Origin of the sequence: Maribacter algarum (ex Zhang et al. 2020), assembly GCF_005885635.1 — a bacterium.
Classification (GTDB): Bacteria; Bacteroidota; Bacteroidia; order Flavobacteriales; family Flavobacteriaceae; genus Maribacter_C; species Maribacter_C algarum.
Window position 1 is genome coordinate 2,044,488 of record NZ_VATY01000001.1, and the last position, 22,004, is coordinate 2,066,491.

The 22,004-nt window shown below is 37.9% G+C and carries 19 protein-coding genes and 1 tRNA gene; 18 read left to right on the forward strand and 2 right to left on the reverse strand.

Translation table 11 applies throughout. The features are described from left to right. Positions 1 to 61 precede the first annotated feature (61 nt). From porK to FEE95_RS08870, 5 genes are all read left to right on the forward strand, one after another. Positions 62 to 1,417 carry a T9SS ring complex lipoprotein PorK/GldK gene (porK, locus tag FEE95_RS08850; protein ID WP_138657501.1) on the forward strand — a complete coding sequence of 452 codons (1,356 nt, stop codon included), beginning with the start codon at positions 62 to 64 and terminating at the stop codon, positions 1,415 to 1,417. A gap of 252 nt (positions 1,418 to 1,669) precedes the next feature. Continuing rightward, positions 1,670 to 2,323 (forward strand): type IX secretion system motor protein PorL/GldL, encoded by a 654-nt coding sequence (gene porL / locus FEE95_RS08855; protein WP_138657502.1) that lies wholly within the window; start codon positions 1,670 to 1,672, stop codon positions 2,321 to 2,323. Between the two features lie 57 nt (positions 2,324 to 2,380). Then, positions 2,381 to 3,943 carry a type IX secretion system motor protein PorM/GldM gene (gene porM / locus FEE95_RS08860; protein ID WP_138657503.1) on the forward strand — a complete coding sequence of 521 codons (1,563 nt, stop codon included), beginning with the start codon at positions 2,381 to 2,383 and terminating at the stop codon, positions 3,941 to 3,943. 56 nt (positions 3,944 to 3,999) lie between these two features. Continuing rightward, positions 4,000 to 4,899, forward strand: a complete 900-nt coding sequence (gene porN, locus FEE95_RS08865) for a type IX secretion system ring subunit PorN/GldN (protein WP_138657504.1) — start codon at positions 4,000 to 4,002, stop codon at positions 4,897 to 4,899. A gap of 117 nt (positions 4,900 to 5,016) precedes the next feature. Next, complete coding sequence (locus FEE95_RS08870) at positions 5,017 to 6,072, forward strand: NAD(P)/FAD-dependent oxidoreductase (RefSeq protein ID WP_138657505.1); 1,056 nt, start codon at positions 5,017 to 5,019, stop codon at positions 6,070 to 6,072. Here the strand turns inward: FEE95_RS08870 and FEE95_RS08875 are convergent. Beyond that, on the reverse strand, positions 6,062 to 6,451 hold the full coding sequence (locus FEE95_RS08875) for a DUF983 domain-containing protein (protein WP_138657506.1): 390 nt from the start codon (positions 6,449 to 6,451) through the stop codon (positions 6,062 to 6,064). The genes FEE95_RS08870 and FEE95_RS08875 overlap by 11 nt on opposite strands. A 65-nt stretch (positions 6,452 to 6,516) precedes the next feature. Here FEE95_RS08875 and FEE95_RS08880 point away from each other — a divergent pair, with 65 nt between their 5' ends. The 5 genes from FEE95_RS08880 (at position 6,517) to FEE95_RS08900 (ending at position 11,845) form a co-directional block, all read left to right on the forward strand. Beyond that, positions 6,517 to 8,430, forward strand: coding sequence for an ABC-F family ATP-binding cassette domain-containing protein (locus FEE95_RS08880; RefSeq protein WP_138657507.1), 1,914 nt, complete (start codon positions 6,517 to 6,519; stop codon positions 8,428 to 8,430). 169 nt (positions 8,431 to 8,599) lie between these two features. After that, positions 8,600 to 9,496, forward strand: coding sequence for a leucine-rich repeat domain-containing protein (locus FEE95_RS08885; protein WP_138657508.1), 897 nt, complete (start codon positions 8,600 to 8,602; stop codon positions 9,494 to 9,496). 1 nt (position 9,497) lies between these two features. Continuing rightward, the gene (locus FEE95_RS08890) at positions 9,498 to 10,406 is read left to right on the forward strand and encodes a leucine-rich repeat domain-containing protein (RefSeq protein WP_138657509.1); all 909 of its coding nucleotides are present in this window, start codon (positions 9,498 to 9,500) and stop codon (positions 10,404 to 10,406) included. A gap of 238 nt (positions 10,407 to 10,644) precedes the next feature. Beyond that, entirely contained in the window at positions 10,645 to 11,553 is a 909-nt protein-coding gene (locus FEE95_RS08895; protein ID WP_171037008.1) for a leucine-rich repeat domain-containing protein, read from the forward strand. Positions 11,554 to 11,662: 109 nt separating this feature from the next. Next, entirely contained in the window at positions 11,663 to 11,845 is a 183-nt protein-coding gene (locus tag FEE95_RS08900; protein WP_138657603.1) for a CPXCG motif-containing cysteine-rich protein, read from the forward strand. 30 nt (positions 11,846 to 11,875) lie between these two features. On the opposite strand, the gene FEE95_RS08905 is transcribed toward FEE95_RS08900, so the two are convergent. Further along, positions 11,876 to 12,556 (reverse strand): head GIN domain-containing protein, encoded by a 681-nt coding sequence (locus FEE95_RS08905; protein WP_171037009.1) that lies wholly within the window; start codon positions 12,554 to 12,556, stop codon positions 11,876 to 11,878. 159 nt (positions 12,557 to 12,715) lie between these two features. On the opposite strand from FEE95_RS08905, the gene FEE95_RS08910 reads away from it, so the two are divergent. The 8 genes from FEE95_RS08910 (at position 12,716) to FEE95_RS08945 (ending at position 21,479) form a co-directional block, all read left to right on the forward strand. After that, entirely contained in the window at positions 12,716 to 13,762 is a 1,047-nt protein-coding gene (locus FEE95_RS08910) for a formylglycine-generating enzyme family protein (RefSeq protein WP_238474532.1), read from the forward strand. Between the two features lie 13 nt (positions 13,763 to 13,775). Next, a complete protein-coding gene (locus FEE95_RS08915) occupies positions 13,776 to 14,309 on the forward strand; it encodes a YceI family protein (protein WP_171037010.1) in 534 nt (177 codons plus the stop codon). Between the two features lie 101 nt (positions 14,310 to 14,410). Next, complete coding sequence (locus FEE95_RS08920) at positions 14,411 to 16,753, forward strand: PSD1 and planctomycete cytochrome C domain-containing protein (RefSeq protein ID WP_138657513.1); 2,343 nt, start codon at positions 14,411 to 14,413, stop codon at positions 16,751 to 16,753. Positions 16,754 to 16,755: 2 nt separating this feature from the next. Further along, on the forward strand, positions 16,756 to 18,216 hold the full coding sequence (locus tag FEE95_RS08925) for a DUF1501 domain-containing protein (protein ID WP_138657514.1): 1,461 nt from the start codon (positions 16,756 to 16,758) through the stop codon (positions 18,214 to 18,216). 3 nt (positions 18,217 to 18,219) lie between these two features. Beyond that, positions 18,220 to 19,650 carry a c-type cytochrome domain-containing protein gene (locus FEE95_RS08930; protein ID WP_138657515.1) on the forward strand — a complete coding sequence of 477 codons (1,431 nt, stop codon included), beginning with the start codon at positions 18,220 to 18,222 and terminating at the stop codon, positions 19,648 to 19,650. A gap of 27 nt (positions 19,651 to 19,677) precedes the next feature. Further along, the gene (locus FEE95_RS08935; protein ID WP_138657516.1) at positions 19,678 to 20,454 is read left to right on the forward strand and encodes an SDR family NAD(P)-dependent oxidoreductase; all 777 of its coding nucleotides are present in this window, start codon (positions 19,678 to 19,680) and stop codon (positions 20,452 to 20,454) included. 10 nt (positions 20,455 to 20,464) lie between these two features. Continuing rightward, on the forward strand, positions 20,465 to 21,325 hold the full coding sequence (locus tag FEE95_RS08940) for a fumarylacetoacetate hydrolase family protein (RefSeq protein WP_138657517.1): 861 nt from the start codon (positions 20,465 to 20,467) through the stop codon (positions 21,323 to 21,325). Between the two features lie 80 nt (positions 21,326 to 21,405). Further along, positions 21,406 to 21,479, forward strand: a tRNA-Arg gene (locus tag FEE95_RS08945). Positions 21,480 to 22,004 lie beyond the last annotated feature (525 nt).

Sequence of the window (22,004 nt, forward strand, 5' to 3'; positions counted from 1 at the left end):
AGAGTGTAGAATAAATAAGTGATTTACAGTTTATAACCATAATCGAAATTTAACCTAAAGTATGAAGAAGCTATTGTTAGTATCTATAGCGTTTGTTTTTTTACTCACAAGTTGTGGGTCTAAATCAAAAGGAGAGCTAGTCGGAGTCCAAGGAAAGAAATGGTATCCGGAGAAACCTTACGGAATGGAATTGATTCCTCGAGGTTCTTTTATCATGGGTAAGTCTGAAGAAGACCAAGCCAAAGTTCTCAACGCCCCTACAAAGACAGTAACCGTACGTTCCTTCTATATGGATGATACGGAAATAACGAACAGTGAATACCGACAGTTTGTTGAGTGGGTACAAGATTCTATCGCTAGAACCAGATTAGCCATCCTTGCAGATGAGCTAGGTTTGAGTTCTGAAGATGGTGGAATTGGTGAGTATGCATTCAAACAAGCTGATACAACCAAAGCGTCAGTTTACGATAAGTACATGCTGGATAATTATTCCGGAATGGGAGATACTGGTTATGAAGGTTATTCATTGAACAGAGATGAAGATCTTGTTTGGGATACTTCTGAATATCCAGATGAGTACTACACTGAAGTTATGGATTCATTGTACATTCCGGAAGAGGAGTCTTACAATGGTCAACGTACAATTGACGTAACAAAATTAAAATACAAATACAGCTGGATGGATATCGAAGCTGCTGCCAGATCTAAAACTGGAAGAAGAAAAGATTTCATCCGTCAAGAAGAATTGGAAATCTATCCTGACACCACAGTTTGGATTCGTGATTTCGAATACTCGTACAATGAGCCAATGCATAATGACTATTTCTGGCATGATGCGTACAGCGATTATCCTGTAGTCGGAATTTCTTGGAAACAAGCACAGGCTTTCTGTAACTGGAGAACTAAGTTCAAAAATGACGATAACAAAAGTAGAGGTAGACAATTTGTAAACAAATTCAGATTACCTACTGAAGCGGAATGGGAATATGCAGCAAGAGGTGGAATCGAAGGAGGAACATACCCATGGGGTGGACCATATGTAATTAGTGATACAGGTTGCTTTATGGCAAACTTCAAACCACAACGAGGAGATTACGCAGCTGATGCCGCTCTCTATACAGTAGAAGCTAAGTCGTATGAACCAAATGACTTTAACTTGTATAATATGGCCGGTAATGTGGCAGAGTGGACAAACTCAAGCTACGACCCAAGTTCATATGAGTATGTTTCAACAATGAACCCGAACGGTGGTGATGGCGCCAACGCGAGAAAAGTTATTAGAGGTGGTTCTTGGAAAGATGTTGCCTACTTCTTACAAGTAAGTACAAGAGATTACGAATATTCTGATTCAGCACGTAGTTATATCGGTTTTAGAACCGTGCAAGATTACATGGGTGAAGAAGATTCAACACAATAAAAACGACTAAAGGAAAACCAGTAGAAATAAATACACTTTTACGGGTATTTCAAAAATGAAAAGTAACTACTAATTTTATATCAACATTTTAAGAGACTATGGCGGTCTTGAAAATTGAGAAAGAGTTAGCGTTACAAAAAGCTTAAATACAATAATTCAAATACACAAATCCAAAAAAATTTCCGAATAGTTCGGAAGCAACGTTAACCAAATCTTTTTATTAACATTAAATCTTAAATTAAACTATTAATTATGGCACAGTCAAAATCAACAAAGAAACTTTTTAACATGGCCTATGGCCTTGGAGCATCGGTAGTTATTATCGGAGCATTATTTAAAATCCTTCACTGGGAGTTCGGTCCACTTACTGGTGGTTTATTACTTGCAGTAGGTCTTATTACTGAAGCACTTATTTTTGCAATTAGTGCATTCGAACCAGTAGATGACGAGTACGATTGGTCTTTAGTATACCCAGAATTAGCTGGTGGTGCTTCTACCGGAGCTCAAAGCAACGAACTTGCTGAAATCAAAGAAACTGAAGCTTCTTTATCTGCTAAATTGGATAATCTTTTAGCTGAAGCTGGTGTTGATGCACAGCTTATGGAGAGCTTAGGTTCTAGTATTAGAAACTTCGAAGGTGCTGCCAAAGGTATTGCTCCAACAGTTGATGCAATGGAATCTACTCGTAAGTATTCTGATGAAATGGTACAAGCTGCCGCTCAGATGGAATCTTTGAACAGCCTTTACAAAGTACAATTAGAAAGTGCTAGTAAACAAGCTACAGCTAACGAAGAGCAATTGCAAAATGCTGCTGCTTTGAAAGAGCAAATGGAATCTTTAGCTACCAACCTTTCTTCATTGAATGGAGTATACGGTGGAATGTTAACCGCAATGACCAGAAACTAATTGAGTTTTAGTTATAACGACCCCAAATCAAATAATAATTAAAACCAATTAGAAAACATGGCAGGAGGAAAAGCAACACCACGTCAGAAGATGATCAACCTTATGTATTTGATCTTCATCGCGATGTTGGCCCTAAATATGAGTAAAGAAGTTCTAGCTGCTTTCGGTATTATGACCGAAAAGATGGAAGCTTCTAATGCAAAAACCACAGAAAGTAACCTAGCTTTCTTAGATGGTTTAGCAACAAAAGCAGGTGAAGATACGGCCAAGTATGGCCCTCTTTACGACAATGCTAAGAAAATCAAATCAATGTCACAGGAGTACTACGACTACTTGCAAGGTCTGAAAGACGCAGCAGTTAAAGATATTGAAGATCCAACGGACTATCAAGTAATGGATAAGTCTGATTTTCTTGACAGTAAATTTTGGCAAGGTGATAACCTTACACCGGAAGGAGAAGATTTCTTAAATAGAATCAATTCGTATCGTGATGGTGTTATCAAACTGGTAAAAGACAAGGAAGTACAATCAAATATTAAATCACGTTTCCAAACTGGAGATGAGAACGGTAAAGTAGAAAACCGTAGTGGTGAAAAAATAGATTGGCTTAACTATAACTACGAAAGGTTTCCTTTAGTAGCTTCATTGACAAAACTTACCGCTATGCAAGCTGATATTAGAGCAACTGAGGAGGATGCTTTAAAGACAATGTTAGCAGGTGAATTAACTGATCAGGTATCTTTGAAGAACTTCGCTACTTCACTTTTCGCTAAGAAGTCTGCTTACTATACAGGCGAGAAGTATGATGGTAAAATTATCATTAGCAAAACTGACAATTCATCAACGCCGGTTAGAGCTGAGTTGACTCTTGATGGAAGAAAGCTTTCTGAAGGAAGAGACTATAAAATTGAAGCTGGTGGTGTTAAAATGCTTATTGGTTCTGGTGCTGCCGGAGACCATGAAGTAGCTGGAAAGTTATTTTTCAAGCAAGATGGTGAAGAGATTGAAGTTCCTGTAAAGAATTCTTTCGCAACCATTTCTAAGCCTAATGCTGCTTTAATCGCTGCAGACAAGATGAACGTTGTTTATCGTGGTGTAGCCAACCCAATGAGTATCTCTATACCTGGCATCCCGAACAATAAGGTTAGTGCTTCAGCAACTGGTCTTAGAAAGAGTAGTGGTAGCAAGTATGTAATGAATCCTGGTAAAGGTAGAACAGTGACTATTACTGCTTCTGGTACTTTGCCTGATGGACAAAAAGTATCTTCTAGATCTGAATTCAGAATTAAAGATATTCCAAGACCATCTGGTTCTATACGAGGAGAAACTGGTAGTGCTAAAATGGGAAGAGCTAACTTAGAGAAGTCTACAGTTGGTGCTATTTTAGAAGACTTTGATTTTGATTTAAATCTGAAAGTAAGTGGATTCAAATTCAAAGTACCAGGTCAACCTACAGTAGTTATTAAAGGTGGTAGATTAGATTCTAGAGCTAAGTCGGCCTTGAAAAGAGCGAAGCGCGGCGATGCTGTACAAATCTTTGATATCAGTGCTTACATAAGCAATAACAAAACGTATAAATTAAAGAAAGTATCTCCTGTAGTTGTGGAGATTACAAACTAATACTAATAGATAACCGAGCGGCGTAAGTCGCTCGGTAATTTTAAATTGATTCAAACATGAATTGGAAGAATGTTTTACTAATCGGAGCTGTAACCTTATTGCCTGCTTCAATGATGGCCCAAGCGAACATATTGAACGCGAAGAAGCCTCAAGAAATAGGTATTAAGACTGAAGCTCAAAAAGCACTAGATAATGATGCTCCATTAGAGTATGGTTATGTAGATGATAGAGATATCCTCTGGTCTAAAACTGTATGGGAAACCATCGATTTAGATGAGCGTGTAAATTTCCCTATGTACTATCCAACGGATACTGTTGATATAGGATCTGATAGAAGGTCTTTATTTCACGTTTTGATAAAAAATGTTAAGAGCGGTAAATTGGATGCATATGCAGATTCTTATTTTACAGAAAAAAGAGTTTATGGTGATTTAGCGGCTACATTAAAGAAGAGAGACACAACCGATTACGGATACGAGCAGATAAATGCGGGTGAAGAACTTTCTGAGGAATATATCAACGAAAGAGAACTTACTGCTGCAGATATTGAAGAGTATCGCATAAAAGGAATGTGGTATTTTGACAAACGCCAAGGAGAATTAAAATACCGTTTATTAGGTATCGCTCCTGTTGCGCCAGATGTCAACTTTATCGATGATGAATCAATGGATATCAATGCTAACAAAGTAGCACTTTTCTGGATATGGTATCCAGATTCAAGACAGATACTTCATGAAGCTAAGGTATTCAATCAGCGTAATTCCGCACAACCCATATCTTTTGATATGTTGCTGAATGCAAGAAGGTTTAACGGCGTAATTTATAAAGAAGACAACGTTCACGGTGACCGAAAGGTTAACGATTACGTTGCTGATAATGCCTTGTTCCAATTACTGGAGGCCAAAAGAATTAAAGAGGTCATCAGAGATAGAGAGCAAGACATGTGGAGCTACTAGCTCAAAGCAAAACAATTATTTGAATTCCAATTCAAGAATATATGAAAAGTCCCCAACGTTTCCGTTGGGGACTTTTTTTGTTCCAATTAATTCCTACTGCCTTTGTAACTTTGCTGCATGTTAGACTATCTAGTTGTGGGTCTTGGGCTTGCCGGAGTATCATTCTGCGAACGGCTTGAGCAAAGTGGCAAAACCTTTAAAGTCATTAGCGATACCTCACAGACTTCTTCTATTGTAGCAGGTGGATTGTACAACCCAGTTATTCTAAAACGCTTTACGATGGCCTGGAATGCGAAAGAGCAATTGGATATGGCTATCCCTTTTTACAAATCTTTAGAAAAGAAGTTGGGCGTAACATTAGATTATCAAGTACCTGTGTTAAGAAGGTTTGCCTCAATCGAAGAACAGAATTTGTGGTTTGAAGTTTCTGATAAAATAGGGCTAAGGCATTATTTATCCCCTGAAATACTAAAAAATAAAAACCCGAATATTGACGCCCCCTTCGGGTTAGGAGAAGTCCTTCATACCGGTAGAATTGACACCAAACTATTGCTTTCTTCCTATAGCAATTTTTTGCTTTCCAAAGATTTGCTCTTTGAAGATACTTTTGACCACGCAACTTTACATATTGCTTCAGAAAAAATTTCTTATAAATCAATACAGGCAAAACAGATTGTCTTTGCCGAAGGCTTCGGGCTAAAAAAGAACCCCTATTTCAGCTACTTGCCCCTTACGAGTACAAAAGGAGAATACCTGACTATTAAAGCTCCCGATTTAAAGGAAACCAATACCATTAAATCATCTATCTTTTTAATTCCTTGGAAAGATGATTTATATAGAGTAGGAGCAACCTACAAATGGAAAGACACCACTAACCTCCCTACCGAGGCATCAAAAATCGAGTTGCTTCAAAAATTGGATGCCTTTTTAAAATGTGATTATCAGATAGTGGGTCAATTGGCGGGAATTCGTCCCACGGTAACCGACAGAAGACCTTTGGTGGGAAAGCATCCCAAGTATGAAAACTTGTACGTTTTAAACGGATTTGGTTCAAGAGGAGTTATGATTGCTCCCTTTGCTTCCGATCATCTATTGAACTTGATTGAAAAAGGAAAAGCTGTTTATCCAGAAATGGATATATACCGTTTTACGAAGAAACACTTTAAGAACTAGCTTGAGCAGCTTCAGAATCGTATTTGAAAAAAAAGTTTATCCAAATATTTCGTGATAATCTGATGATTACTGGCATAAAGCCGACCATGGTGGCTGTAATGGCAATGAAAGTAGTAATTAAATCAGCTCCCAAAAGTAACTTTGAAATTACAAAGGCAGCAACAGCAAAAGCAATTCCCACTCCATAACTGACATACATTGCACCATAAAAAAAGGAAGGCTCAATTTTATACTTCGTATTGCAATTCGAACAACGCTGGTGCATCTTGAATAAATGTCCTGGCTTGTATGGGTTTTTATTCACATACATACTCTCTTGATGACATTTAGGGCAACTTCCTGTTAAAATGCTGTATAGTTTGTTTCCTTTTTTTAACATTTGCAGAATCTTTGTACAAAAGTACAGGTTCGCCTACTTTTTTAATGTAACAATCATCACAAAAAATGCTTAATATCCATAACCTTTCCGTGTCTTTTGGAGGAGAATATTTATTCGAGGAGATATCGTTCCGATTGAATGGCGGTGATCGTGTCGGACTTATCGGAAAAAATGGGGCTGGAAAGTCAACCTTGTTGAAGTTGTTGGTAGGGGATATGCAGTATGATACAGGTACCATAGCTAAAGAAAAAGATATAAAGATTGGCTTTCTACGGCAAGATATCGACTTTGAACAAGGGCGCACGGTTTTAGAGGAATCATATCAGGCATTTGTGGAAATCAAAGCCCTTGAGCTAAGATTAGATGAAATCAATCATCAGCTTGCAGAACGAACCGATTATGAAAGCGAAAGCTACAATCAACTTATTATCGATTTAAGCGATATTACGCATCACTATGAAATTTTAGGGGGATATAACTATCAAGGAGAAACCGAAAAGATACTTCAAGGTTTGGGTTTTAAGCGTGAAGATTTCGATAAAAAAACCGAAACCTTTTCTGGAGGTTGGCGTATGCGGATTGAATTGGCAAAACTGCTTTTACAAAGCAATGATGTTTTGCTCCTTGATGAGCCTACGAATCACCTGGACATTGAATCAATTATATGGTTAGAAAATTTTCTAAAAGGATATGCTGGCGCTGTGGTAATTGTTTCGCACGATAAAATGTTTTTAGACAATGTAACTAATCGAACCATCGAGATTTCGCTCGGACGTATTTATGATTACAACAAACCGTATTCAAAATATTTGGTGCTTAGAAATGAGATGAAACAACAGCAATTAAGTGCGCAGAAGAATCAGGAAAAAGAGATTCAACAAGCAGAGCGTTTGATTGAAAAATTTCGAGCGAAATCAACAAAAGCCTCAATGGCGCAGTCGTTGATTAAGAAGCTTGACAAAATTGAGCGTATCGAGGTCGATGAAGATGATAATAGCGTAATGAATGTACGCTTTCCGATTTCAATTACACCGGGTAAGGTAGTAACTGAAATTGAGAATCTTTCAAAAAGTTATGGTGACAATCATGTTTTAAAGAATATTAATCTTTTACTTGAACGTGATAGTAAGACGGCTTTTGTAGGTCAGAACGGACAAGGAAAGTCGACATTGGCCAAAATTATGGTTGGAGAATTGGAACATGAAGGAAAAGTAAAACTAGGTCACAATGTTCAAATTGGATATTTTGCCCAAAATCAAGCGGAGTATTTAGATGGGAGCAAAACCGTCCATGATACTATGCTTGATGCTGCTAACGAAAAGAACAGAAGTAAAGTGAGAGACATTTTGGGCTCCTTTCTTTTTAGGGGTGACGATGTGGACAAATTTGTTAAAGTATTATCTGGTGGCGAGCGAAATAGGTTAGCCTTGGCAAAAATGCTATTGCAGCCATTTAATGTTCTTGTGATGGATGAACCTACCAACCACTTAGACATTAAATCTAAAAATGTTCTAAAGCAGGCGCTTCAAAACTTTGAGGGTACTTTAATACTAGTATCCCACGATAGAGATTTCCTTCAAGGGCTTACCAATAAAGTTTATGAATTTAAGGATAGAAAGATTAAAGAGTATTTAGGCGATATTGATTACTATTTGGACCAGCGTAAAGTTGAGGATTTTAGAGCCATTGAAAAAAAACAACACATGCCTAAAGTCAAAGAGAAGCCCAAAAGTGGACAACAAAGCTTTGAGGATCAGAAAAAGCTAAAATCCCTCAAAAATAAATTGAGTACCGTTGAAAGCAATATCTCAGCCCTTGAAAAGGAAATCGCGGTAATAGACCATGAACTGCTTATGGACTATGATGCGACTATCGCAAAAGCCAATTTTTTTGAAGAGTACCAAAAAAAGAAAGCTAATCTTGAAGAGCTTATGAAAAGGTGGGAAAAGCTCACATTAGATTTAGAAAACGTATCTTAAAAGAAGATTTTAAAAAGTAGCTTAATTCTTACAACACTTTTTTAGCATTTCACAACAAAAAACATATTTGGAGGTGTAATTGGTCGATATCTTTTGCACTATATCTTATTATTCACGTTTATTTGTAGGGTAATTCTTATATAATATTTTATAATACGAAATCAGATTAATGAAAAAACACCTGTACATATTAGTATTCCTTATTTCATATAGCAGCGTATTTGCCAAAATTCCTGAAACGGAAAAAATGGCTTTGATAGACCTTTATACAAGTACTAAAGGCAATGACTGGATAAGTTCTTGGGATTTATCCAAAGACGTTTCCACATGGCAAGGTGTTGAAATAAAAGGGAACAGAGTAGTTTCTATCAACTTGATGAATAACAATTTGATAGGAATTCTACCAGAATCAATAGGGGAGTTGAAAAATCTTCAAGCTCTCAATCTTGCTTTCAATACAATCCATGGGAAGCTCCCTAAAAGTATTGTGCAACTTAAAGATTTAGCGGTGCTACGCTTAGGCAAAAACAAAGTCTCTGGAAGTATTCCCCATGAAATAGGAAATTTAAAGAAGTTGGTTGTTCTTGACCTTTTTGCAAACAAAGTTTCCGGAATTCTCCCGAAAAGTCTTGGTAAGCTAAAGAAGTTAAAGGTTATTTCAATTTCCGATAATAACATTACAGGTCGTATTCCTGAAAACATTGGAAACTTAAAGAACTTAGAGCGATTCGAAATAGCAGACAATAATATTTATGGAAATGTGCCAGAACAGATAGGTTCGCTCTCAAATTTAAAAATGTTGGTACTTTCTGAGAACAGACTTTCAGGAGAATTTCCCTCACTTGTTTTCTCACTGCCCAACCTAAAGGTGTTGCAATTGCAGCGGAATGGTTTTGACCAAACTCATTTAAAAAACAGTATTCCGGTTGATTCGGATTTGGCATTATTCGACTTCGATAATGGGACTAATAAGTTTGAAAGAAAAGATTTTAAGGATATCTATAGCAGAAAAGATACAAGAACAGTGGATACCAAGTTCGACGAAGACGATAACGACAATAAGTAAAATGAGTTCTAAAACTTTACATATAACCCGTATTGTACTAGTGTTAGCGGTTTTTTTACCCACTTTCAATCTTACATATGCCCAAATTTCTGAACAAGAGAAACGGGCCTTGCTTGACCTTTATGAGCAAACGGATGGTGAAAATTGGAAAAATTCATGGAATCTAGAGGAAAGTGTTTTGAACTGGGAGGGTGTCAAAATAAAAGAAGGTACAGTGGTAGTAATTGATTTATTCAATAACAATCTTGTTGGGGTTTTGCCCGAAAGTATTGGAGAATTTAAAAACCTTACGCATCTCAACGTTGCTTTCAACGGCATTACAGGTGAACTACCAAAGCAGTTGATTCAAATAACTGCGTTGAGAGTCTTAAAATTAGAAATGAATAGGATAAAAGGCGAATTACCGGAGACAATAGGGCAGTTGGAGAAATTAGAAGAGCTTACAGCATTTAATAACTTCTTGACAGGGCATATTCCTGAGGGTTTGGGAAGTCTTAAAAACTTGAAAGTTTTGAATCTATCAAGTAACAATTTAAAAGGTCAAATCCCCAATTCTCTGGGAAGTTTGAGCAAGTTGGAAAGTTTAGGGCTTTTTGAAAACGCATTGGAAGGAACGATTCCTTCAGAAATGGGTAAGCTCTCAAATCTAAAAGAGCTGGTATTGGCCAATAATCGATTGGGCGGGGCAATTCCCATTGAATTTGGCCAACTAGCTAGTCTAAGAATATTACAGATTCAGAATAACAGATTTGAGTCGTTTAACGGTTTGAGACAGATGAATGTAGAAAAGCTTCTAGCCTTTGATCATGATGCAGGTAATGATTTTAATTTTGAATTTGACAACCCGAATAAGGATAAAATTCGAATGGCGGATACAAAATTCGAGGATGACGATATTGACAATAAGTAAGGAGGATTAGTAGTTCTTTTTTCTAGTTAGTAGTTTGGTTTTAGGGGGTGTGAGAGCATCCCCTAATTGGGTTAATAAGGTTTTTTGTAAAAAATCGTAGGAAATTATCAGAAAATGCGAAATCATACGTTAGGTAAATACCAAGTGTATGACATGTCCCCCTGAATATACTTGAATTTTTCGAAAAATCATACTCTTTGTTAATGGGAGACTTGTGTGAATGATAATTAGTAGCCGTATGAAACGAATCCTATTCTGCTTTAACTTCCTCTTGTTTATTCTTTCTTTTTCTTCAGCAAATGCCCAAATTTCCAAAAGTGAAATTCAGGCCTTGACAGATTTGTACAATTCAACTTCTGGCGATGAGTGGACCTTTTCCTGGGATTTAAATACAACTCCAGATAGTTGGCATGGCGTTACAATTATGAATAATCATGTTGTTGCATTGAATTTGCATAAAAATAACCTTCAAGGGACCATTCCAGAGAGTATCAAAGAACTAAAAGAAATAGAAGTTTTAAACTTAGCTTTTAACAAGTTAACAGGGGAGTTACCTTTAGAAGTTGTTAAACTTGGGGAGCTGAAGGTATTGAAACTTGAAATGAATCGATTGAAGGGTACAATACCAAAATTGATAGGAAGCTTATCTAACTTACAAGAATTGGTTCTTTTTAATAATATGTTTGAAGGTTCAATTCCCGAGAGTATTGGGGAAGCGAAGAATTTAGAAGTTTTAAACCTGTCAAGTAATTTTTTAAAGGGGAATATGCCGATTACAATGGAAAATCTAACTAAACTAAAAAGCCTTGAACTTTTTGGAAACAAACTTAATGGTACAATAGAAGTTGATCTTGGAAAATTAAAACAGCTTTCCCACCTTGTTCTGGCATATAACAATTTTGAAGGTGCCGCTCCGGAAGGATTAGAAAAGCTTGAGGGTCTTGAATTTGTACAACTTCAAGGAAATAAATTCAACTCTTATGAGAATTTACAAGAGCTAAAAATGGACGCCTTAGCAACTTTTGATAGTGATAACATAAGTTTAAATACAAAATACAACCCAACAAGGTCAAATGCCAAGGGAGTCAAATCAAGGGAGACAAAAGAAACCAGAATGGCGGATACTAAATTTGAAAAAGAGAATTGATTATTATAACAACTCTGAATAAAAAAGGAAGCATGAAATGCTTCCTTTTTTATTTTCTATTAATCTTAACTTTGTGATGGTCAAAAATTGTTTTCAAACCATTCCGAATATGTATGAACATTTTTTTCAATGTCCTTATTGTTGGGAAGAAATATCTATGCTTCTAGATCCTTCAGTAGTTAGACAGATATATGTTGAGGATTGCGAAGTGTGCTGTAACCCCATACAAATAACTCCAGAATTTCAAGAAAATGAGTTAATTGCTTTTGATGCTTCTGATATTGAACAATAGATTAGTAATTATTTCTAAAAGGATACCCACTTAATCCATTACCCTAATTTTACCGCCAAAGACTTTATCGCGTTCTAAATCTTTTGGATTTCCATAAATATAAATAGAACCTCCAGCTCTGACTTTAGCATTCATTTTATCAGAAGCATGAACGCTAGCGCTTCCACCAGCTTGAACGGTTACCTTGGTTTCAATGGTCTTTAATTTATCATTGTAGACTTTACCACCAGAGTTGGCAATCGCCTCTTGTATGGTAGCCTTGCCTGTTAAGGTGATTTCCGCTCCTGAAGTTGATTTGACCTCTAGGTTATCGATATCTACATTAAGGTCAATTGTTCCGCCTTCCTGTGCGGCAATTTTAACTTCATCTCCTTTTGCGGTATCTTCTGAAGAAATTTTTGCACCTTCATTGGCATCAATAAAGGTGAGTGTTTCTGAGTGATATACTTTTACGGTTACATTTCCTCCATCCATTTGATTATCAAATTCCATCTTCACTTTTAAGGTTCCATCTTTTAATGAAATATTGACTTCATCTTGGTCGTCTCCTGTAATCACTACTTTGTTTTTATCGCTTTTTATAAGAATTGTTTTGATACGGTCAAAAGCTTTTATTTCGTTAAACGAATCTAATTCTTTGACGATTTCTCGTTGAGCAAATGCATTAAAAGCTACTAATAAGAAGACTAAGGTTGTAACAGTATTTTTCATTGTTTTCATTTTTGTGTTCTTGTATTGATTTCAAGATAATATCATGAAGTACATCAAATTTAAGATATTTTGATATAAATCTTGAGTTCTCAATAGTTTACGGAAGTGAATTGAAAGCTTTAGCTTATTTTTTAATATTTTTAGAAAACTAGTATTCCAATGATGAATTTGAAAAGAACCAATATTCACAAAATGGCCTTCTTCGTATTGGCACTTTTGCTTGTCTCATGTAAATCCAAACAGAAAGTTGTCGGAACTTCTGATTCTGCTAAAAATCCTCTGGAAAAAAATGTTGTTGCCAAGATAAAAGTACAGGAAAGTTATACCGAAACAGTTCCAGCAACCGAGGTTTCTTTTGATATGATTGAAATTCCTAAGGGAACTTTTTTAATGGGAAGTCCTGCGACAGAAGCGGAAAGGAAGACAGATGAAGGTCCACAACGAGAGGTGTCTGTAGATGCTTTTTATATGGGAAAGTATGAAGTTACCTGGGATGTCTTTGAGCTTTTTTTCAAACAGAACAAAGAATTGTTCGTAAAGTTAGATGATGACCGAACCATGAAGATAGATGCCATAACCAGACCAAGCCCACCTTACGAAGATCCTTCATATGGAATGGGTAAAGAGGGTTTTCCAGCGGTAAGTATGTCAGCCTATTCAGCGTTGGTATTCTGCAAATGGTTGAGTACCGTAACAGGAAAGTTCTATCGCTTGCCAACAGAAGCTGAGTGGGAGTATGCGGCAAGGGCTGGCAGTACGACTGCCTATAGTTTTGGAGATATTGCTGCTCTTGATGAGCATGCCGTGCACTATAAAAATTCAAATGGAGTATACGCCAAAGTAGGAACGAAAAAACCAAATGCATGGGGCTTATATGATATGCATGGGAATGCTGCGGAATGGACATTAGACGAATATAAAACCGAGGCATACACCACGTTGGAATCGAGTAACCCTTGGGTGACTCCGACAGTAATTCACCCTAGAGTATATCGAGGGGGTTCTTGGGATGATGATGCCAAAACGCTTCGTTCAGCGGCGAGATCGGCATCAAGCATGAAATTGCAAAAAAGAGACCCACAGATTCCGAAGAGTTTTTGGTGGTTTACCGATTCGAATTTTGTTGGCTTCCGTTTGATGAGCCCCAAAGTTCAGCCGTCTAAAGAAGAGCAGAAAAAATTCTGGCAGACCGTCTTGGATGAATAAAAGATTAGACACAATGAAAAAAATACTAGCGTTATTCCTCTTTTTTGGGTTTTCGATGGTCGGATTAGCTCAAGATTCATACAATTTGTCATCAGAGAGCAAGTTGACCATAGATGGCACTTCCACGGCTCATAGTTGGACAGTTTCAGCTAACAAAATGGAAGGGAATCTTATGCAACAAAATGAATCTCTAATCGCCATTAATTTCAAGGTTGCCGTCGCTGATATCATTAGTGAACGTGGTGCTGCTATGGATAAAAAAATGCACGCAGCCTTAAAAAAAGAAGAACACCCTAAAGTGTCCTTTGTATTTGAGCAGCTAAAAAATACATCAACTTTATTCGGAGCCCTTACAATAGCTGGAATGACAAAAAACGTTGAAATAACTGCTGAAATTGCTTCTGAGGGAAATACTATGAATATCAAAGGAGGAAAAAAAATAGTTCTTCAAGACTTTGGAATAGAGCCTCCATCCGCTATGTTTGGGCAGATTGTTGTTGGCGATGAAGTAAACATCAAGTTTGATTTGGTTTTCAAAAAAGGATAACTATTGAAATAATCTTTTGGTCATATGGTTTTGCCTCGGATTTTCGGTTTATATATTTAGTATCTTTAATACTGACCAAATGTTCACACATTTAAGACTCTATGAGGCAAAAACTCACTATCGCAATTGTTCTTTTGTCAGTAACTGCTCTTTTATGGGCATTTAAGTCTGGTGTTTTTGATGGCGCTCCTGATGATTATGTCAGCATGAAGATGCCTGATGTAGTCGATTACAACTTCCATATAAAACCTATCCTTTCAGATAATTGTTATACCTGTCATGGTCCCGATGCTAATAAGCGCAAAGCGGGTCTGCGACTTGATATAGCAGAGAATGCATATGCAGAGCTGCCAGAAAGTCCAGGAAAGTTTGCTATAGTTCAAGGTAAGCCAAACGAAAGTGAAATCTATTCCAACATTGTTTCTGATGACCCCAATGTGTTGATGCCTCCACCAGATTCCCAATTGAAACTGAAATCGCATGAAAAGGAACTTATCAAAAAATGGATTAAACAAGGTGGAAAGTTCGAGAAGCATTGGGCTTATATTTCCCCGATAAAAAAAGATATTCCAGCTACCGAAAATTCAAACTGGGGCAACAACGAGATTGATGGTTTTGTACTCGAAAAGTTAAAGGATAACAACTTAAGACCTTCTGAAAAAGAACCGACTAAGTCCTTGCTGAGGAGAATTAGTTTAGACTTAACCGGGCTTCCCCCAAAACAGGAAGTAATAGACAAATTGCTAAAGAATGATACCGTAGATATTATTTCTAAAGCAATAGATAAATTTTTAGCCCTACCAGCTTATGGTGAGCGAATGACGCAGTCATGGTTAGACCTTGCACGTTATGCCGACTCGCATGGATATCAAGATGATAGTTACCGAACGATGTGGCCATGGCGCGATTGGGTAATCCATGCGTTTAACAAAAACTTGCCTTATGATGAATTCTTGACATGGCAATTGGCCGGTGATTTGCTACCCAATGCTACGAAGGAACAAATATTGGCCACAGGTTTTAATCGAAATCATCCGATTACCCAAGAAGGTGGGGTCATACAGGAAGAATATCGTACAAATTACGTATTGGACCGGACAAACACATTAGGCAAAGGGATTCTCGGACTTACCCTCGAATGTGCTCGTTGTCATGACCATAAGTATGACGCCATTTCACAAAAAAACTATTTTGAATTTTTCTCTTTTTTCAATTATGTGGATGAACAAGGAATTCAAATGGATGCCGTTCAGGCGGCAAATCAGAAGTTCTTTGCTGACCCACCTTTTATTGAACTCACATCAAAGGAAACTGAAGGGGTACTAGATTTTGTAAATCTCGAAAAAGGGAAGAAAATCAAAGTAATGGTCATGAACGATTCAGCTCCCAAAACTACCTTTATATTAAATCGTGGTGAATATGACCAGCCTACTGATTCTGTTATTCCAAATACACCTGAGATTATATATCCTTTTTCAGAAGAGTTGCCAAAAAACAGATTAGGACTGTCAAAATGGGTTACGTCTAAAGAAAATCCGTTAACTGCACGCGTTTTTGTAAATCGCATTTGGGGAATGGTTTTCGGTAGAGGCATAGTCGAGACAGCTGAAGATTTCGGTGTACAGGGAAGTTTACCAACGCACCCCGAATTGTTAGACTGGCTAGCGGTCGATTTCGTGGAACACGACTGGGATATCAAATACCTCCTTAAGAAAATCATGCTTTCGGCAACATATCAGCAAAGTTCTACCTTAAGACCGGAACTCAAGAAAATTGACCCTGAGAATAAGCTTTTGGCAAGGGCACCTCGCTTTCGAATGAGTGGAGAAATGATTCGAGATTATATATTGGCTACTAGTGGATTGTTGAATCCTGAAATTGGTGGACCAAGTGTTAAACCTTATCAACCTCCGGGCCTATGGGAGGAAACCAATGCGGGTGGTAATCGTGGTGTTTTGACTACTTATGTTACGGATACGGGTGAGAAGTTATACCGACGTTCGCTCTACACGCTCTGGAAACGAACTTTGCCACCTGCTAGTATGAGTATTTTTGATGCTCCCACACGGGATTTTTGCGAGGTTCGAAGGCAAAAAACTAATACTCCCTTGCAGGCACTGGCTCTACAAAATGACATACAAGTTTTGGAGGCAGCACGGGTCTTATCTCAAAGCACTATAGCTTCTGGAATTGATGATAATTCCATAGTGAAAAATATTTTTGAACGAATTCTAATACGCTCTCCGAAAGAGAACGAGTTATTAATGCTAGATAAGTATTACCATGATGAGCTCGAACAGTTTTCAATGAATATAGAGGATGCGAAAGATTTAGCCTCTCTGGGTGAATATAAACAATTAGGTGTTGATCCATCCAAAACAGCCGCGTTGATGCTTACAGCACAAGTCATTTATAATCTCGATGAAACCATAACAAAAGAATAATTATGGAAGAGGAAAAAAAGAAATCTGAAAACCCATTAAAAGTAAATAGGAGACATTTTTTCTCGCAACTTAGTGTTGGTATAGGTTCATTGGCTTTGGGGTCTCTGTTGATTCCTGATTTGTTCAAAAGAGGTACAAATGAAACGACAGGTCTGCCGCTTTCACTACCACATTTTGCTCCAAAGGCCAAACGGATTATTTACCTCTTTCAAGCCGGTGCACCTTCTCAATTTGAAACTTTTGATTATAAACCGATTTTGAGAAAGCGCATGGGAGAAGATTTGCCTGAAAGTATCAGAAAAGGCCAGCGTTTGACCAACATGACTGCAAATCAGGATAAATTTCCTTTAATGCCGCCTAAGATTGGTTTCAAACAACATGGTGAAAGTCAAACGTGGATTAGTGACTTTTTCCCTCATATTGCAAAAATCGCAGATGATATTACGGTAATCCGCAGTATGCATACCGAAGCAATTAATCATGATCCAGCAATCACCTTTTTTCAAACAGGAAGCCAAATATCAGGCCGCCCCAGCATGGGTTCTTGGATGAGTTACGGACTTGGAAATGAAAATAAAAATCTTCCATCATTTGTCGTACTGACCTCGAGGGGAAAAGGAAATAGCCAAGGCTTGTATTCTAAATTATGGTCTAGTGGCTTTTTGGATTCAAAGCACCAGGGAGTTCTATTGCGTTCTGGTAAAGACCCCGTATTGTATTTAAATGACCCAGACGGTATCTCACGTTCGGATAAAAGACATTTATTAGACCATGTGTCTTCACTTAACAAATTACATCATGTAGAAACCGGAGATGACGAAATAGAATCGCGCATTGCCCAATACGAAATGGCGTATCGCATGCAGATGTCGGTTCCTGATGTAATGGATATATCTAAAGAACCACAATCAATTATCGATTTATATGGTGAAGATTGTCAAGTTCCGGGTACGTATGCCGCCAATGCTTTGCAAGCACGTAGATTAGCGGAAAATGGTGTTCGTTTTATTCAGCTGTACCACCAAGGCTGGGATCAACATGGCAATTTGCATAATGAAATGGCTGGGCAAGCTAAAGATGTTGACCAAGCCTCCGCAGCTTTGGTTATGGATTTAAAACAACGAGGAATGTTGGAAGATACTTTAGTCATCTGGGGAGGTGAATTTGGGCGAGGAAATTTTGCGCAGGGAAAGTTTGACCCAGAAAACTATGGTCGCGACCATCACCCAAGGGCTTTTAGTATTTGGATGGCCGGTGGGGGTATCAAACCCGGACTCAATTACGGCAAGACGGATGAATTCGGGTATAATGTTGTAGAGAACCCGGTCCATATTAATGATTTTCATGCTACTTTGATGCACCAAATGGGTATCGACCACGAACAGTTGATATATAAATACCAAGGCCGACGTTTTCGATTGACCGATGTGGCCGGTAATGTGGTTAAAGACTTACTTGCATAATTTATGACCGACTCAAATAACTCGCGGTGGGTAGATTATGTGATTTTCGGCCTTTCCATCTTTCTTATTTTTTGTCTGATTTTTGAATCTTACATTGAATTACCAAATCTTGTGGCTTGGTTGGGGCGATGGCATCCAGTAGTACTACATTTTCCCATTGTACTTCTTTTGATTGCTGTTTTTTTGGGATTGACAGGAAAAACGATTCCCAAATTGTTATTAACCATTGCTACAATTGCGGCTTTGATTACCGCTATTTCAGGTTTTTTCCTTGGAACAGAAACCAGCACAAAAGGCGATTTACTTTTTTGGCACCAATGGTTAGGAGGAGGAACGGCAATTTTGGCTGTTATCTGGTATTGGTTGCATGCTTCCGATTTAGGAGGGAAAATCTATACCAAAGCTCTTCAAGTTGCCTTAGCTATAATAATCGGTTTCACGGGACACTATGGGGGAATGGTAACCCATGGGGAAGAATTTTTGGCGCTTCCTACTGAGAAGAGACAAGAGGAAATTCCTGAAAACCCATTGATTTATAAAGATATAGTAGCAAGAATTCTTGATGAATCATGTGTAAATTGTCATAATCCAAATAAACAGAAAGGGGAATTACTGATGACCAGTTTATCCCAACTTTTAAAAGGAGGTGAAAGTGGTGCGACAATTATTCCTGGGAATTCTGAGGAAAGCGAATTGATTCAGAGGTTGCATCTTCCAGTTTCAGATGAAAAACATATGCCCCCTGAGGGAGAAAAGAATCTTACCGAAAATGAAATTCAAATCTTAGAACGATGGATAGCCCTTGGTGCTTCGGATACTTTACGGTTTAGTCATTTAGATAATGATGAACCCCTTGCAGCACTTATTGAGAAATTTAAAAAGCCGGATGAACTGAGAACTTGGGCAGAATTGCCTGCCGTAGCCGATACAACCATTGCGAGGCTTAGTTCTGACTATTTGACAATTAAAAGATTAGCGGGCAATGTTGACGCATTAAGTATCAATATGTATAAACCGCCCGAGTATCATTCAGATTTAGTAACGAAATTGAAGTCAATTGCCCAAAATATCATAGAGATGGATGTGAGCGGATTACCGATAAGTCAGGTTGAAATGGGTCAAATTGCTGCCTTTGAAAACCTGGAGTGGCTTGAGATTGATGGAACTCCAATTACCGATGCTGAGACAGATACTTTGAAGGTGCTCTCCAAACTAAGAACCTTAAAAATATATGACACCCAGATCGGTGATAATACTCTATCCGTTATCCGGAATATGGGAGATCTGGAACAGATTTATTTATGGAAAACGGAAGTTACTGAAGAGGCACTTCAACAGTTAAGAATAGCCAATCCGTCCTTACAAATCAATACAGGTATTGACCCAGAAATACAGGCTTCGTTTGCCAAGAAAGATTCTGTTTCGAAAAACTGAACTATATTTAAGTGAAATTGCCAATCAATGAAATTTAATCTTCAAGGAAAATCAGCGATAGTTACTGGGGGGGGTAGTGGAATAGGGCGAGCTATTTCGGTCGCTTTGGCAGGCAACGGCGCCAAGGTTCATGTTTTCGAACTTAATGAAGAATCCGCTTCTGAGGTAATTAAAAAGATTCAAAATGAAGGAGGTTTGGCAGAGGCACACGCTTGCAATGTTACAATTCATGAACAGGTGCTTCAAAACGTCGCTGAAATTGGAGAAGGGAAACCCATCGATATATTAATTAATAATGCAGGTATTGCCCACATCGGCAATGTCGAGAAAACAACAGAGGCGGACTTGGATAGAATTTATAGCGTAAATGTAAAAGGCGTATACAATTGTATTCATGCCGTAATTCCTTTCATGAAGGAAAAAGGAGGCGTAATCCTTAATATGGCATCTATAGCCGCAACGGTAGGCATCAAAGATAGATTTGCCTATTCAATGTCCAAAGGCGCTTCACTCACAATGATGTATTCCGTGGCAAAAGATTATTTGGACTATGGAATACGCTGTAATAGTATCTCACCTGCAAGAATTCATACACCTTTCGTGGATGGGTATCTAAAAAATAATTTTCCTGATTCAACAAAGGAAAAGTTTAAGGAGCTTTCTCAAACACAACCTATTGGGCGTATGGGAAAACCCAACGAGGTTGCCAATTTGGCACTTTATCTTTGCTCAGACGAAGCCTCATTCATTACGGGAACGGATTTCCCTATTGATGGAGGATTCATTAAGTTAAACGGAGATTAAAAATAATAGGATGAAGCTAATACGATTTGGAGATATAGGCAGTGAGAAACCAGGAGTGCAATTGGAAGATGGCACACGTCTGGATGTGACTGGCTTTGGACAAAATTACGATGAAAATTTCTTTGGAGGTGATAGTTTGGAGAGACTGCAAAACTGGTTGAACGCGAACAAGGATAATTGTCCTAAAGTAGATGAAAACACCCGTTTGGGAGCTCCTCTTTGTCGGCCGTCTAAAATTGTATGTATTGGATTGAACTATGCCAAACATGCAGAGGAAGCGGGTATGGCAATTCCGAAAGAACCTGTACTTTTTTTCAAAGCAACCTCAGCAATAGTTGGCCCTAATGATGACGTGGTTATTCCAAAAGGAAGCACTAAAACGGATTGGGAAGTTGAATTAGCCGTAGTAATTGGTAAAAAGGCTTCCTATGTGTCCGAGTCAGAGGCCATGAATCATGTGGCAGGGTATGTGTTGCATAATGATTATAGCGAACGGGAATTTCAAATAGAACGTGAAGGGCAGTGGGTAAAGGGAAAAAGCTGTGATACATTCGCGCCTTTGGGTCCTTTTATTGCTACCAAGGATGAAATTACAGACCCTCACAATCTAAATTTATGGCTAAATGTGAATGGAGAACAATTACAGAACAGTAATACTTCCGATTTTGTCTTTAATATTCCAGAATCAATTAGCTATATCAGTCAATTTATGACTTTGCTTCCAGGAGATATAATTTCTACTGGAACGCCATTTGGTGTAGGTCTAGGATTTAACCCACCTCGTTATCTAAAACCCGGTGATGAGGTTGAGTTGGGAATTGAAGGATTAGGAACTTCGAGGCAAGTGGCAAGGGCTTTTAAATTAGATTGAATTCTATTAAATTTTTGATGGTTTTTAGAGTAGCAGAAACTAGAATTTTTAGTAAGTTTGCACCCACATTTGAAAAAAACGGTGGCATAGCTCAGCTGGATAGAGCACCTGCCTTCTAAGCAGGCGGTCCTAGGTTCGAATCCTAGTGCCATCACTAGTATACTTAAGGTCTCAGAGGATATGGTACTTCTGAGGCTTTTTATTTGCAAACAATTTGCAAACACCTTAATTTTTAACAATTTTTAACATAAATTAAATCAGTACTTAATCGTGAGCAGACAAAGGGAAGTTTCGTACTACAAACCCAAATCTTACCATAACTTACCTTGCGCCGGAACCTGTCTCGATTTTATAGCGTCCCGATAGGTAAGCGTTAATTAAAATCGAGATAGGGCGTAAATCGTTATATCCCCTATTTATTTCTTGTTGCAATTCACAATTTGATCTGTTTCTTAAATTACTACTGATTTTCAGTTTTTCTTAAACATACCTAATACTCTCCTTCTTAGAGTGATAACCCATACTATTTTTGTTTCAATTTGACATCACGTCTAATTTGAAGTTGAGCGGCAATTCAAGATGTGTCATTGTCATGACAATCTTGCTTTTTCTCCCGAAGGTCCTTTAGATTAAAGGCCCTTGGTCGCAAAAGTTAAAGACATATGTTGATAATGATTCA

What these genes read in the sequence shown, in the direction of transcription:
- FEE95_RS08870 (WP_138657505.1), top strand. Translation starts at nt 5,017, where the DNA reads ATGTTAGACTATCTAGTTGTGGGTCTTGGGCTTGCCGGAGTATCATTC.
- FEE95_RS08925 (WP_138657514.1), top strand. Translation starts at nt 16,756, where the DNA reads ATGGAAGAGGAAAAAAAGAAATCTGAAAACCCATTAAAAGTAAATAGG.
- FEE95_RS08880 (WP_138657507.1), top strand. Translation starts at nt 6,517, where the DNA reads ATGCTTAATATCCATAACCTTTCCGTGTCTTTTGGAGGAGAATATTTA.
- FEE95_RS08915 (WP_171037010.1), top strand. Translation starts at nt 13,776, where the DNA reads ATGAAAAAAATACTAGCGTTATTCCTCTTTTTTGGGTTTTCGATGGTC.
- FEE95_RS08875 (WP_138657506.1), bottom strand. Translation starts at nt 6,451, where the DNA reads ATGTTAAAAAAAGGAAACAAACTATACAGCATTTTAACAGGAAGTTGC.
- FEE95_RS08895 (WP_171037008.1), top strand. Translation starts at nt 10,645, where the DNA reads ATGAAACGAATCCTATTCTGCTTTAACTTCCTCTTGTTTATTCTTTCT.
- porM (WP_138657503.1), top strand. Translation starts at nt 2,381, where the DNA reads ATGGCAGGAGGAAAAGCAACACCACGTCAGAAGATGATCAACCTTATG.
- FEE95_RS08900 (WP_138657603.1), top strand. Translation starts at nt 11,663, where the DNA reads ATGTATGAACATTTTTTTCAATGTCCTTATTGTTGGGAAGAAATATCT.
- FEE95_RS08905 (WP_171037009.1), bottom strand. Translation starts at nt 12,556, where the DNA reads ATGAAAAATACTGTTACAACCTTAGTCTTCTTATTAGTAGCTTTTAAT.
- FEE95_RS08940 (WP_138657517.1), top strand. Translation starts at nt 20,465, where the DNA reads ATGAAGCTAATACGATTTGGAGATATAGGCAGTGAGAAACCAGGAGTG.
- porN (WP_138657504.1), top strand. Translation starts at nt 4,000, where the DNA reads ATGAATTGGAAGAATGTTTTACTAATCGGAGCTGTAACCTTATTGCCT.
- FEE95_RS08885 (WP_138657508.1), top strand. Translation starts at nt 8,600, where the DNA reads ATGAAAAAACACCTGTACATATTAGTATTCCTTATTTCATATAGCAGC.
- porL (WP_138657502.1), top strand. Translation starts at nt 1,670, where the DNA reads ATGGCACAGTCAAAATCAACAAAGAAACTTTTTAACATGGCCTATGGC.
- porK (WP_138657501.1), top strand. Translation starts at nt 62, where the DNA reads ATGAAGAAGCTATTGTTAGTATCTATAGCGTTTGTTTTTTTACTCACA.
- FEE95_RS08930 (WP_138657515.1), top strand. Translation starts at nt 18,220, where the DNA reads ATGACCGACTCAAATAACTCGCGGTGGGTAGATTATGTGATTTTCGGC.
- FEE95_RS08920 (WP_138657513.1), top strand. Translation starts at nt 14,411, where the DNA reads ATGAGGCAAAAACTCACTATCGCAATTGTTCTTTTGTCAGTAACTGCT.
- FEE95_RS08890 (WP_138657509.1), top strand. Translation starts at nt 9,498, where the DNA reads ATGAGTTCTAAAACTTTACATATAACCCGTATTGTACTAGTGTTAGCG.
- FEE95_RS08910 (WP_238474532.1), top strand. Translation starts at nt 12,716, where the DNA reads ATGATGAATTTGAAAAGAACCAATATTCACAAAATGGCCTTCTTCGTA.
- FEE95_RS08935 (WP_138657516.1), top strand. Translation starts at nt 19,678, where the DNA reads ATGAAATTTAATCTTCAAGGAAAATCAGCGATAGTTACTGGGGGGGGT.